The sequence below is a fragment of the Aedoeadaptatus acetigenes genome, assembly GCF_025566985.1.
In the GTDB taxonomy this organism is placed as follows: Bacteria; Bacillota; Clostridia; order Tissierellales; family Peptoniphilaceae; genus Aedoeadaptatus; species Aedoeadaptatus acetigenes.
In genome coordinates this window covers 90,864-103,333 of the sequence record NZ_JAOQJD010000001.1, presented here as the reverse complement: position 1 = coordinate 103,333, position 12,470 = coordinate 90,864, and the positions used below count along the sequence as shown (strand labels likewise).

The following is a 12,470-nucleotide window of genomic DNA, read 5'->3' as shown; positions in this document are numbered from 1 at the left end:
GAAAACAGAAAGGACGGACCATGGAACTTGTGATCGCATTTGTCTTGGATTTTCTCTTTGCCGACCCGGATTGGCTGCCTCATCCCGTGGTAGGCATGGGAAAGATCATCGCAGCAGAATACAAACTGATTTTAAAGGCGCGGGATGGGTGGAAGAAGCCCCTGGGCATCGCCTGTGCCCTGGTGAATACGGCGGCGATGTATCTTTTGATTCGCGGGCTTTTGAGTTTATTCAGCGGGCCCGCGAAAACCGTCCTGTCCGTCTACCTTCTCTACACGGCATTGGCGGCAAAGACTTTGCACAAGGAAGCCCACGGCGTGAAAAAGGCCTTGGCCCTGTCCGTGGAAAAGGGAAGAAAGCAGCTGTCTCGAATCGTGGGAAGGGACACGGCGCCTTTAGATGAAGAGGCGATCGTGAAGGCCACTGTGGAGACCGTGGCGGAAAACACATCCGACGGCATTGTCGCGCCCTTGTTTTACGCCGCGCTCTTCGGTCCCGCCGGCGCCATGGCCTATAAAATGGTGAACACCATGGATTCCATGGTGGGCTATCGCAACGAAACCTATCGGTTGGCGGGCTACGGGGCGGCGAAGCTGGACGATTTGGCAAATTTAATTCCCGCTCGCCTCACGGCCCTTCTCATGTGTTTTTCGGCGGGCTCCGCCTCCCTTATGAGGCGCGCACTTCTTACGGTAAAAGAATTTCACGGCGCTCATTTAAGCCCCAATGCAGGCTGGTGCGAGGCAGCGGCGGCAGGTGCATTGGGAATCGAGCTCGGCGGCGGCCACGACTATTTCGGCGAATATGTGTATAAGCCCACCATCGGCCGAGCCATCAATCCCGTAGGGCCCGATGCCATCGACGGTGCCACGAAACTCATGTGGCGCAGCACGATCTTGTACCTGCTTATTTACGCCGCAATTTATTTTTTGATTTAGGAGAGATTATGAAAGCATTGATTATCGCCACCTTCGGCTCCACCCACGAAGACGCCCTTCGCCGGGATTTGGATCCCGTGGTTCGGGACTTAAAAGCGTTGGTCGAGGTGCCCGTGCGCGTGGCCTTTACTTCCCGCATGGTCATCGACCGCTACGAAAAAAAGACGGGCATTCGCTACGAAAACGAAGTGGAGGCCGTGGAAAGTTTTTTAAATGAGGGAGTCGATGCGGAAGAGATTTTTATTCAGCCCCTTCACATAATCGAGGGCGTTGAATACGACAAGCTTGCGCGGTTAAAAAGCCGTGGCGTGAAGGTGGGGGAAGCCCTCTTTCACGACGAAAAAGATTTGCTGCGCTTTGTCGATGACGTGGGCCACAGGTTCGAGGCGCCCACGGTGTTTGTGGGCCACGGTAGCCCCACCGCGGCGGACAAAGATTACGACGAATTAAACCGATTGTTTGAGGAAAAAAATCTGCCCCACCGGGTCTCTACCATCGAAGGATCCGTCGACGACCGGCTGCCTCTTTCTTTTATGAAGGAAATGGGATACAAAGACATTCAACTGGCGCCTCTCCTTCTTCTCGCCGGGGATCACGCGAAAAACGATATTTTCGGCGACGACGATTCCGTAAAGAACCGCTTCGAAGTCGCGGGGATTTCCGTTACGCCGGTGGCCGGCGGCATGGGCAGTTGGGATTTCGTGCGGGCCATTTATGTGGAGAAACTTCACGCCCATTTGGAGAAAAAGCCATGCGAAAATTAGTGGGCATCGGCGTGGGCCCCGGCGCGGCGGATCTTTTAACACTTCGCGCTCTGCGTTATTTACAGGAAGCGGATCACATTTTTATTCCCATAAATAGGGGAAAATCTCGGGCTTACGATGGGGTGAAAGAGTTTGTGGATGACGAGAAGGTGATCTTTCTCGATTTCCCAATGACCGAAGTCACGACCGCCCACTACAAAAAAGCCTTTGATGCCATCGACGAGGCGACGAAGGCGGGGGAGCTGACTTGCCTCTTGACCTTAGGCGACGGCACCATTTACGCCACCTTAATCGAAGTGCTGGCGGCCGGGGATGCGACGGATTTCGAAACAGAATTGGTGCCGGGCATCCCCGCTTTTCTCGCGGGGATCAACGGCGTGGTGGAAAGCCTGACGAAAAAGGGCGAATCCTTTCTTTTGACGGATCATTTAGACGAGGCCATTCCAGCGGTGGATACCATCGCCCTTCTAAAGACCACCCGAGCCGAGGAGAGCGCCGCCCGTTTGCAGGCGGCGGGGTATCACCTGCTTTATCTCGAGGAAATTGAAACGGAGCGCTGGGTGGCATCGGCGGATTCCGCGCGCTTCGCCGGGCGGAAGCAGTACATGAGCTTGATTATTGGAAGGAGACGGCCTTGGAACATGGCGGCGATACAAAAACATACGAGGGGAAGAGTGCGCATCCTTTAGCAGATTTTAGCGCCAATATCAATCCTCTGGGCGCACCTGAAGTTTTAAAGGAAGCCATGGCCCGGGGGCTCGAAGGCGCCGAACGCTATCCGGATCGCTTTTACCGGGATCTGCGGCGGGCTTTAGGCGATTGGATGGGCGTGGCGGCAAATCGCCTCGTCGTGGGAAACGGCGCCATGGAAATCATCGCCATCTGCATTTCTCTCTTCGAAAAAATCTATCTGCCCATACCGGCCTTCGGCGAATACGAAAGTATTGCGAAGGATCTGGGAAGAGAAATCACCACCTACCCCATGGTCCATCCCTTTCGGCTGGATGTGGATGATTTTATCGCCCACATGCCGGATGGGGCCCTCACGATCATTACCAATCCCCATAATCCCACGGGCTATACCCTCTCCGGCGATGAGGTGGCGGAAATTTATGAAGGGGTCGTCGCCCGCGGCGGGTATTTCCTCGCCGATGAGACCTTTCTTCCCTTCGTAAAGGGCGGGGAAGAAGGGCAGAAGGCGGGGCTTTCTTGCCGGAAACAGATCACCGTACGAGCCGCCACAAAGAGCCACGCCCTTCCCGGATTGCGCCTGGGCTGGGCGGTGATGAACGACGGCATTCGGGACCGCTTTTTAGCGCGGCAGTTGCCTTGGACGGTAAATGCCGTGGCGGAAGCCTGCGGCCTGCGCTTAAAGGATTGCGACGAGTACATGGCGAAGTCCCGCAAATTTATCGCGGCGGAGCGTGCGAAGCTTATGGCCCTCTTCGAAGAATCGGAAATCGCCGAGGCCCTTGCAGGGGAAGCGAATTTTCTTTTGGTACGCCTTAAAAGCGGTGATGTGGAGGCCTGTTTCGATTTCTTTTTAAGGGGAGGCATTTTGCTCAGAACCTTTTCGGAAGCGCCCTTAAAAGGCTATTACTTTCGCATGGCCGTTCGCGGCGAAAAAGAAAACGCGCGGTTTCGAGAACTGTGGACACAATTTGAAAGGAGCCGGTCCCATGTATGAAAAAAAGCCCATGGCCATTGAAAATACCTCCATGGACATCATCGACAAATACTTAGACGATGTGGAATTTAAGGCCGAGGAGCTGCCCGTAGTGCGCCGCATGATCCACACCACCGGCGACGTGGAATACCGCCACATTATCGACATTCACGACGGTTTTATGGCGGCGGCCCGGGCCGTGGTAAAAAAGGGCGGCAAGGTGTATACGGACACGAATATGGTGCGGGCGGGGATCAACAAAAAAGCCCTGGCGGCATCGGGAGTGGAACTCGTCACCCTAATCTCCGACGATGAAGTGGCAAAGATCGCCGCCGAACGAAAGACCACTCGCTCCATCGTAGCCATGGAAGAAGCCGTATCCATGGGCTGCGAGGGATTTATAATCGGCAACGCCCCCACGGCCCTCTTCCGCCTCTTGGAACTTGTGGAGGAGAAGAAGGCGCATCCGAAATTTATTATCGCCGTTCCCGTGGGCTTTGTCGGCGCGGCGGAGTCCAAGGAAAAGGTGGCCGAATACCCCGTGCCTTACATTCGCACCGTGGGCACCAAGGGCGGCAGCAATGTGGCGGCCTCCGTCTTTAACGCCATTCTTTACGAGGACTTTAATCGATGAAGAGGACCACCGTCGTCGACGGTAAGCACATGCGATTGGGCTTCACCACCGGAACCTGCGTCGTGGCGGCGGCGAAGGCGGCTATCGAGGCTCTGGAGAAGAGGGAGACGATCCATCTTGTCGAGGTAAAAGTGCCGGCGGGGGACGTGCTTTCCATCGACGTCTACGAGCAGATGCGGAGCGAGAGTGCGGCCACTTACAGCGTCATCAAAGACAGCGGCGACGATCCCGACATTACAAACGGCATGGAAATCTTCGTCACCATAACAAAGACCGACACGGGCGATGTGGTTTGGGAGAGAGGTGTCGGCGTCGGCACCTTTACCGAAGACGGGCTTATGGGAAAGGCCGGGGAGCTCGCCGTGAATCCCGTGCCCCGTCGGGAGATCGAAAAATTGCTGAAGGAGCATATGGATAAAGGCATCGCCATAAAAATCGACATTCCCGAAGGGGAAGAATTGGCGAAGAAGACCTTTAATCCACGGTTGGGCATCGTCGGCGGCCTGTCCATTTTGGGGACCTCCGGCCTCGTGGTGCCCATGAGCAAAAGCGCCTATGTGGCCACCATCGATTTGGAACTGAAGAAGCTGAGAAAATCCGGCGCCGATGCGGTGATTTTAACGCCGGGCAATTACGGCGAAGAGCGGGCGGGGGCCCTGGGCCTGCATGTGCCTGTCGTAAAGGTGTCCAATTACTTCGGCGACGCCCTGTGTCTCGCGCGGGATTTGGGTTTTCGTGAAATTACCTTAATGGGCCATGTGGGAAAAATGGCCAAGGTTTCTATCGGCATCTACCAAACCCACTCGGCAGTCGCCGACGGGCGCATGGAAGCCATCGCCTATTACATGGCCAAGGCGGGGGCCGGTGTGGCGGAAATGGATGCGGTGGAGGAGGAAAAGACCGCCGATCAGGCCATAAAAAAAGCCGCGGCTCTGGGCTATAAAAACATTATGGAGGCCATGGAGCGCGGCATCGAAAAGCGGGTGCCATTGTACTTAAAAACCGAGGACATAAAAATTCGCGCAATGATTTACACCATGTAGGAGGAGCGATGATTACCATAGTCGGCGCCGGCCCCGGCGATTTAAAGAAAATGACCTACGAAGCTGTGGCGGCCATTCAAGAAGCGGATCGCGTCGTGGCCTTTTCGCGCCTGGCGGAAAAGCTAACGCCCATTCGAAAGGACATCGTGGCGATAAAGCGTTTGAGCGAGGTGGAGGAAAATATGGATCCCGCCTTAAACGTGGCGGTGGTCGTGAGTGGCGATCCCCTGTTTTTCGGACTGGCAGGGACCTTTCGCGCAAAGGGCATTCAGGTAGACAAGGTGATTCCCGGCTTAAGCAGCGTGCAATGTGCGGCTGCGGCCTTGTGCCTTCCTTGGCAGACGATGCGGGCATTCTCTTTTCACGGCCGCGAACCGGAGATCGATCTGCTTTTACAGGAGCCCTTAAGCTGTGTGCTTTTGGACAAACATTTTACGGCGAGTGATCTGTCGAAGGCCTTGGCGGCAAAAGGGGCGAAGGGCGTGATCCACGGCGCGAGCTATCTTTCCTACGAGAACGAAAAAATTGTGACCGCGCCCATCGGCGAGGAAATTTTCATAGACGAAGATTTAGCATTGGCGGTGATTGAACTTGAACTGGATGAATGATTCCGATTTTATTCGCGGCGACGTGCCCATGACCAAAGAAGACGTGCGGATTTTAACCATGGCTGGCATGGAAATTGTCCCGGGCCTTTCCTTTCTCGACATCGGCGCGGGCACGGGCTCCATATCCGTGGCGGCGGCGGCTTTGGGCTGCGAGGTCATTGTTGCGGAAGTGAAGGATGAGGCCGTGGATTTAATCGAGAAAAACGCCGAAGCCTTCGGTGTGAAAATCGACGTGATCCGGGGAAAGGCGCCGGATTGTTTAAAAGATGAAAACTACGACCGCATTTTTATCGGCGGCAGCAGGGGCGAGTTGGAAGCCATTTTATATTATGCCCACGAGCATCTAAATGAAGGCGGCATCATAGCCGGCAATTTCATTACCATGAGCAACGCCGAATCAATGAAGGTTTTTTTGAAGAAAGAAGGCTACGATTTTAGCCTGAAGTATGTGGCCGTATCGAGGGAAGATCGACTGGGTCTGTTGCGCGCGGATAACGGCGTGTTTATGTTAAAGGGGAGAAAAAGATGATTTCATTTGTCGGCGCCGGTCCGGGGGATGTGGATTTAATTACGGTAAAGGGCAGGCGGTTCTTGGAAGAAGCCGACGTGATTATTTACGCCGGCAGCTTGGTGGACGCCCGCCACATGGAGTGCGCGAAAGAAGGCGCCGAGATTTACAACAGCGCCACCATGCATTTGGATGAAGTGTTGGACGTCATGAAAAAGAGTCACGAGGCGGGCAAAAATCTGGTGCGCCTCCACACCGGCGATCCCTCCCTTTACGGGGCAATACAGGAGCAAATGGATGCTCTGGATCAGTGGGGCATCGATTACGAAGTTATCCCCGGGGTGAGTTCCTTTTCCGCGGCGGCATCAATCTTAAAGCGGGAATTTACCCTTCCGGGCGTGAGCCAAACGGTGATTCTCACCCGCCGGGCCGGGCGCACCCCGGTGCCGGAGGGCGAGTCCATCGACAAACTGGCGGCCCACGGCGCATCCATGGCCATCTTTTTATCCGCCGGCCAATTGGAGGACCTGGTGGAGGATTTAAAAAAGGGCTATTCCGACGACACGCCCATGGCCGTGGTCTACAAGGCTACCTGGGCCGATGAAATCGTCGTGCGCTCCACATTGAAAGACATCGTAAAGGACATGGAAGGGCGGGACATTTACAAACACGCCCAAATCCTCGTCGGAGATTTTCTCGATACGGATTACGAAAAGAGCAAGCTCTACGACAAACACTTTTCCACGGAATACAGAAAGGGCACGAAGTGAAGACGGCTGTATTGTGTTTTTCGCCTCAGGGCGCGGCCCTGGCGAAGAAGTATTTTTCTCAAGAAGATTGTTACGGCAAAGACTTTCAGCGGCCGATAAAGAAAGAGGACTTTGGCCATATTTTTACCGGCTACGATCGCATCGTCTTTATCGGCGCCGCGGGCATCGCCGTACGCTACATGGCGCCTTTTGTGGCGGACAAGCGAAAGGATCCCGCCGTGGTGGTCATCGATCCGGTGGGCCGCTACGTGATTCCCCTCTTAAGCGGCCATTTAGGCGGCGCTAATGCCTACGCCGAGGAACTTGCGAAGGCAATGGGCGCCGAAGCGGTGCTTACCACGGCGTCGGACAGCTTGGGCTTCGAAGCCATTGACGTCTTTGCGCAGAGAGAAAATTACGCCTTCGAGGATATGGCGGCCATGAAAGAGGTTGCCGGCGCCATGGTGGCGGGGCGGGAGATCCCCTGGTATTCCGAAGAAGATGCATTGCCGGATTATCCTCATATCAAACGGGTACCATCCATTGAGGCGGCGGATGCAAAAGACGGCGTCGTAGTTACGACAAAAGACGTCGAAATTAAAACCGGCCTTCAACTTGTGCCGCGACGGATCCACTTGGGCATCGGTTCGAAAAAGGACACGGATCCGGAGGCATTGTTGGCTTTAATAAAAAAGACGCTAAAAACCTACGCCATCCATCCCATGGCTCTCGCCGCCATCCACACCATCGACATAAAAAAAGAGGAGCCCGCCATCGTTTACGCGGCCAAGCATTTCCGTATTCCCATGAAAATTTACAGCGCGGAGGAATTATCGAGAAACGAAAAACGCTGCGAAGGAAGCGACTTTGTGAGAGCCACCGTCGGCGTCTCCAGCGTCTCCTGCACGGCGGCCTACATGGGCGGCGAAATCATGATCGCGGAAAAAATCTGCGAAGAAGGTTTCACCCTGAGCATAACAAAGGAAAAAAGATGAAGAAATTATACATTATCGGAATCGGCCCGGGCGGCGAAGAGGATTTCACCCTGGGCATGATCCGGGCCTTGGAGACCTCGGAAGTGATCGTGGGCTACAAGCCTTACTTAAACTACATTAAAAACTACACATCGGGAAAAGAAATTTACACCACGGGCATGAAGTCGGAAATCGAGCGCTGCAAAATGGCTCTGGCTTCGGCGGAAGAGGGAAAGACCACGGCCATGGTCTCCACCGGCGATGCGGGCCTCTACGGCATGGCCGGGCCCCTATTGGAACTGGCGGCCGACAAAGACATCGACATCGAAATCATTCCCGGCATCAGCGCCAATTTTGCCGCCGCCTCCCGTGTCGGCGCGCCGATCATGCACGATATGGTCACCATCAGTCTCTCCGATCTAATGACGCCGCTGGATCTGATTCAAAAGCGCATTCGCCTCGCCGCACAGGGGGATTTCGTCATCTGCTTTTACAATCCCCGATCCAAGGGGCGCCCCGATTATTTAAAGGCGGCCATGGGAGTTTTAAAAGAAGAGGGATACGAAGACTCCAGACCTGTGGCCATGGTAAAACACGCCCGGCGCGTCGGTGAAGAAAAAATCCTCACCACCATCGGCGATCTGGACGACAGCTTCTGCGACATGAATACCATGGTCATCGTGGGAAATAAGGAGACTTATGTAAAAAACGGCGTCATGATCACACCCAGGGGCTACAAATTATGAAGCTTTGGATCATCGGCGGCACCTCGGAATCCGTGCGCATCATCAAAAGCGTGGACTACAGAGCCATTGTCGTCAGCGTCGCCGGGAAAGAAGGGCGTGATCGCCTGCCCGAGGACGCGGACGTCCACGTAGGGCCCATGGATCGAGACGCCATGGTGGATTTTATTCGCGAGAAAAATATCGTCGCCGTCGTGGACATGAGCCATCCCTTCGCGAAGATCGTCTCCAAAGAGGCGAAGGCGGCGGCGGATGAAGCGGGCATCGACTACTACCGCTTTAAGCGGCCCATGGAGGATGCGGCTGGGGACGTGGTCTTCGACGATTACGCTTCCTGCGCCGAGTACATGAAAGGGAAGACGGGCACCTTTTTCTTTACCACGGGGTCGAAACACTGCGATCTCTTCGAGTCGGTGAAGGGAGAGAGCCGCCACATCTACCGGATCATTCCCTCGTCGAAGAGCATCGACATCTTGCGGGATGCCGGCGTGGCCATGGAAGACATGGTGGCCATGCTCGGGCCCTTTGACTTGGACATGAACCTGGCCCTGTTTAAACACGCAAAAGCCGACTTTCTGGTGACGAAAAACAGCGGCGCAGGCTCCGGCTTTCACGAAAAAATCGAAGCCGCCCGCCGATTGGGCATGACGAGCCTGGTGATTCGCACGGAAGGAGAAGAGGGGCTGAATTTCTCCGAGACCAAGGCCGTCGTAGAAAGGATAACCAATGGAATTCTCTTATCGCTTTTACACCAATAAGGCGTGTAAATACTTCCCCTGCCACGCCATGGAAGGGGATTTTAACTGCATGTTCTGTTACTGCCCTCTCTATCTTTTAGACGAGGGATGCGGCGGAAATTTTTCCTATGTCGGCGGCGTAAAGGATTGTTCGAATTGTACGATTCCTCACAGGCCCAAGGGCTACGACTACATTAACGATCGCCTTCGTGAGGAAATAAGTAAAAGGAAAGAAGCCAATGAAGGATAAACTTGTGGGATCCGTCGAAGCGGCGGATAAAGCGTTCATGAAAAAGGCCAAGGCCCACTGGGACAATCGCACCCATCCCACAGGCTCCTTAGGCGCCTTGGAAGCCATGACCATTCGCCTGGCGGGGATTCAGCGTCGTGTCGTTCCCTCCGTGGAGAAAACAGCCATCGTCGTCTTTTGCGCCGATAACGGCGTGGTGGCGGAAGATGTGAGCTCCTCGCCGCCGGTCTTTACGCAAATGCTCGCCAATGCCATGGCCCGAGGAGAAACCGGCGTCGCCGCCCTGAGCCGCCGGGCGGATTCGGAACTTTTTATCGTGGACATGGGCATGAATGAGGATGTGGCGCGGGAGGCCAAGATAATCGACGCATCTCTTCGCAAGGGAACGGGAAATATCGCCGAGGAGCCCGCCATGAGCCGAGATGAGGCCATCGAAGCCATAAAGCGTGGCATGGATATAACAAAGGCGGCCATAAAAAAAGGCGCCTCCATGATCGGCACCGGGGAGTTGGGCATCGGAAACACCACCACCTCGGCGGCCCTTCTCTGCGCCTTAACCGGCGAGTCCGCCGAAGATTGCGTGGGCTACGGCGCCGGCATTACGGAAGCGCAGCTTGCGAAAAAAGTGGCTGTGGTGAAAAAAGCCGTGGCGCGGGCCGGAGACGGAGACGTGATCCACAAAATCGCCCAAGTGGGCGGATTGGACCTGGCCGGCCTTGTCGGGGCATTCCTGGCCTGCGCGGAAGAAAAGACGGCGGCGGTGGTGGACGGTTTCGTCACCGGTGTGGCGGCTCTTGCGGCCATTCAAATGGCGCCCGAGGCGAGAGACTATATTTTTCTCTCCCACAAGAGCGCGGAGAAGGCGTCGGCCCTCGTGAACCGGCACATGGGCATGGAACCGCCCCTGGATCTTTCCATGCGGTTGGGCGAGGGAAGCGGCTGTCCTCTCTTCTTCCAACTGATGGAGGGGGCGATTTACGCCATGAAAAACATGGGATCCATGGAAGACAATGCCATCGATCCGGGGTTGTTGGTGAATATAGAAAAGGAGTCCCTATGATTACATTAATTACCGGCGGCGCCAGGAGCGGAAAAAGCGCCTACGCCGAATTACGGGCAGGACAGCACGAAAATGTCGTCTATATCGCCACGGCTCAGGCCGCAGATGATGCCGAAATGATTCGCCGCATCGAAGCTCACAAAAAACGTAGGCCCGCGTCCTGGCGCACCGTGGAGCGGGATTACGACTTAGCGGAAGCGATCCATGAAGAAGACGCCGCGCTTCTGGACTGCGTCACGGTCATGTTATCTAATTACCTGTGGAAATATTCCGCGGAAGGAGAAGACGTGGACGAGGAGAAGATCGAAGGTCTCTGCATGGAGGAGCTCAGCGATTTAATCGCCGCGGCGAGGCGAAAAGATTGCGATCTGTTCATCGTCACCAACGAAGTGGGAAGCGGCATCGTGCCCATGCATCCCGTCTCCCGCGCCTTCCGGGACATGCAGGGGCGAATCAATCAAAGGTTGGCACAAGCGGCCGATGAGGTTTACGCTTGTATTTCGGGGATTCCGGTGAAAATCAAATGAACAGTTTCCTTTTAGCCATCCAATTTTTGACACGCCTGCCCATTCAAGTCGATACGGAATTTAACGAAAAAGAAGCGGGGAAGAGCCTCTTCTGGTTTCCCTGGATCGCCTTCGTCATGGGCGCCATCGTCGGTTTCGTAAACAATTTTTTCTACGATATCGGGCCCCTTTTCGGCGCCTTTTCAGGCATCCTCACCTGGTACCTTTTAAACGGCGGCCTTCACATGGACGGGCTTATGGACACGACCGACGGCTTTTTGTCCAATCGGGAGAGGGATCGCGTCGTGGAAATTATGCACGATTCCACCATCGGTGTCTTCGCCGTTCTGGCCCTGGTTTTGATCGTGCTCGGAAAATTTTCCGTGCTTGCATCCGTCGCCATTCAACCCATTGAAATGGGAATCTTCTTCGCATCGGTGCGCATGGGCGTATTGACGGCGATCCACTATTTCCCTTCTGCAAGCTCCTCGTCCATGGGAAACTTCTTTAAACGGGGTGCGTCAAAAAACAGCTACTACCTTCAGTGGCTGCTTCTCGCTCTGATCATCCTCTTTGCCCGAGGCAAGTCTTTTCTCTTCTTTCCCGTGGCCGCCTGCCTTTGGGGCGTGCTCTTATCCCGCCTGTCCGTAAGAAAAATCGGCGGCCTCACCGGCGATGTTTACGGCGCCATCGTGGAGACGGGCGAACTTTTCATGCTGATATTATTCGGAGTATTTTTCTCATGAGTATTTACATGATGCGCCACGGAAAAACCGCGGCCAACGAAAAGAAATACTACGCCACGCCGACCGAGCCCTTGCTTCCCGTGGATCCCTCTGTGGCGCTGAAATTAAAAGATGAAGTCGCCGCCCTTTCCGTAACATCCGTGGTGACGAGCCCCTATCTCAGGGCGAAGGAGACGGCGGCCATCCTGTGGGACCGTGGGCCTGTGGCGGAAGAGCCCCTGATTCGTGAAGTGAATCTGGGCGTCTTGGAAGGCCGTACATTTCACCACGCCTACGACCGGTACGGCGAGGCCCTTGAGCCCTGGATCGACGATCCCTTTAATTACGGTCCGCCGCAAGGGGAAAGCCTTCGCGGGGCCTACAAACGGGCGCAGGCTTTTTTGCAGATCGCAAAAGACGACACCCTCTACATCAGCCACGACGGCTTTATGCGCCTGGTGCTATCGGCCGTAAAAGGCGACGTGCATGCTTTTTTCGACTACAAGCTGGAAAATTTTCAAATCATCAAGATCAAATAAAAGTGACAATTCCGTTACAAAACCTG

Annotated in this window: 17 protein-coding genes; all 17 read left to right on the top strand. The window is 55.0% G+C overall.

From position 1 onward, the window contains the following. Window positions 1-20 precede the first annotated feature (20 nt). The 17 genes from cbiB to OCV31_RS00485 are packed head-to-tail and all read left to right on the top strand — an operon-like array spanning window position 21 to window position 12,444. Complete coding sequence (gene cbiB, locus OCV31_RS00565; protein WP_148471600.1) at window positions 21-938, top strand: adenosylcobinamide-phosphate synthase CbiB; 918 nt, start codon at window positions 21-23, stop codon at window positions 936-938. Window positions 939-946: 8 nt separating this feature from the next. Further along, a complete protein-coding gene (locus OCV31_RS00560) occupies window positions 947-1,702 on the top strand; it encodes a sirohydrochlorin cobaltochelatase (protein WP_148471598.1) in 756 nt (251 codons plus the stop codon). Next, window positions 1,690-2,391 (top strand): precorrin-2 C(20)-methyltransferase, encoded by a 702-nt coding sequence (locus OCV31_RS00555; protein ID WP_148471596.1) that lies wholly within the window; start codon window positions 1,690-1,692, stop codon window positions 2,389-2,391. Before OCV31_RS00560 ends, OCV31_RS00555 begins: the two co-directional genes overlap by 13 nt. Beyond that, window positions 2,337-3,389, top strand: a complete 1,053-nt coding sequence (locus OCV31_RS00550; protein WP_267303712.1) for a pyridoxal phosphate-dependent aminotransferase — start codon at window positions 2,337-2,339, stop codon at window positions 3,387-3,389. Before OCV31_RS00555 ends, OCV31_RS00550 begins: the two co-directional genes overlap by 55 nt. Then, window positions 3,382-4,002, top strand: a complete 621-nt coding sequence (locus tag OCV31_RS00545; RefSeq protein WP_148471592.1) for a precorrin-8X methylmutase — start codon at window positions 3,382-3,384, stop codon at window positions 4,000-4,002. The genes OCV31_RS00550 and OCV31_RS00545 overlap by 8 nt, the downstream gene beginning before the upstream one ends. Beyond that, window positions 3,999-5,045, top strand: coding sequence for a cobalt-precorrin-5B (C(1))-methyltransferase CbiD (gene cbiD / locus OCV31_RS00540; protein ID WP_148471590.1), 1,047 nt, complete (start codon window positions 3,999-4,001; stop codon window positions 5,043-5,045). Before OCV31_RS00545 ends, cbiD begins: the two co-directional genes overlap by 4 nt. 8 nt (window positions 5,046-5,053) lie before the next feature. Continuing rightward, window positions 5,054-5,653, top strand: a complete 600-nt coding sequence (gene cbiE / locus OCV31_RS00535) for a precorrin-6y C5,15-methyltransferase (decarboxylating) subunit CbiE (RefSeq protein ID WP_148471588.1) — start codon at window positions 5,054-5,056, stop codon at window positions 5,651-5,653. After that, a complete protein-coding gene (gene cbiT / locus OCV31_RS00530) occupies window positions 5,646-6,182 on the top strand; it encodes a precorrin-6Y C5,15-methyltransferase (decarboxylating) subunit CbiT (protein WP_267303723.1) in 537 nt (178 codons plus the stop codon). Before cbiE ends, cbiT begins: the two co-directional genes overlap by 8 nt. Continuing rightward, window positions 6,179-6,931, top strand: a complete 753-nt coding sequence (cobM, locus tag OCV31_RS00525; RefSeq protein ID WP_148471584.1) for a precorrin-4 C(11)-methyltransferase — start codon at window positions 6,179-6,181, stop codon at window positions 6,929-6,931. Before cbiT ends, cobM begins: the two co-directional genes overlap by 4 nt. Then, a complete protein-coding gene (locus OCV31_RS00520; protein WP_148471581.1) occupies window positions 6,928-7,905 on the top strand; it encodes a cobalt-precorrin 5A hydrolase in 978 nt (325 codons plus the stop codon). The genes cobM and OCV31_RS00520 overlap by 4 nt, the downstream gene beginning before the upstream one ends. Then, the gene (cobJ, locus tag OCV31_RS00515) at window positions 7,902-8,630 is read left to right on the top strand and encodes a precorrin-3B C(17)-methyltransferase (protein ID WP_148471579.1); all 729 of its coding nucleotides are present in this window, start codon (window positions 7,902-7,904) and stop codon (window positions 8,628-8,630) included. Before OCV31_RS00520 ends, cobJ begins: the two co-directional genes overlap by 4 nt. Continuing rightward, complete coding sequence (gene cobK / locus OCV31_RS00510; RefSeq protein ID WP_148471577.1) at window positions 8,627-9,385, top strand: precorrin-6A reductase; 759 nt, start codon at window positions 8,627-8,629, stop codon at window positions 9,383-9,385. Before cobJ ends, cobK begins: the two co-directional genes overlap by 4 nt. Next, window positions 9,354-9,614, top strand: coding sequence for a cysteine-rich small domain-containing protein (locus tag OCV31_RS00505; protein ID WP_108830817.1), 261 nt, complete (start codon window positions 9,354-9,356; stop codon window positions 9,612-9,614). The genes cobK and OCV31_RS00505 overlap by 32 nt, the downstream gene beginning before the upstream one ends. Next, window positions 9,604-10,674: a nicotinate-nucleotide--dimethylbenzimidazole phosphoribosyltransferase gene (gene cobT, locus OCV31_RS00500; RefSeq protein ID WP_148471575.1), complete on the top strand. Its 1,071-nt coding sequence runs from the start codon at window positions 9,604-9,606 to the stop codon at window positions 10,672-10,674. The genes OCV31_RS00505 and cobT overlap by 11 nt, the downstream gene beginning before the upstream one ends. After that, on the top strand, window positions 10,671-11,201 hold the full coding sequence (gene cobU / locus OCV31_RS00495) for a bifunctional adenosylcobinamide kinase/adenosylcobinamide-phosphate guanylyltransferase (RefSeq protein WP_148471573.1): 531 nt from the start codon (window positions 10,671-10,673) through the stop codon (window positions 11,199-11,201). The genes cobT and cobU overlap by 4 nt, the downstream gene beginning before the upstream one ends. Next, window positions 11,198-11,926, top strand: coding sequence for an adenosylcobinamide-GDP ribazoletransferase (gene cobS / locus OCV31_RS00490; protein ID WP_148471571.1), 729 nt, complete (start codon window positions 11,198-11,200; stop codon window positions 11,924-11,926). The genes cobU and cobS overlap by 4 nt, the downstream gene beginning before the upstream one ends. Continuing rightward, window positions 11,923-12,444: a histidine phosphatase family protein gene (locus OCV31_RS00485; RefSeq protein WP_148471569.1), complete on the top strand. Its 522-nt coding sequence runs from the start codon at window positions 11,923-11,925 to the stop codon at window positions 12,442-12,444. The genes cobS and OCV31_RS00485 overlap by 4 nt, the downstream gene beginning before the upstream one ends. The last annotated feature ends 26 nt before the right edge of the window (window positions 12,445-12,470 follow it).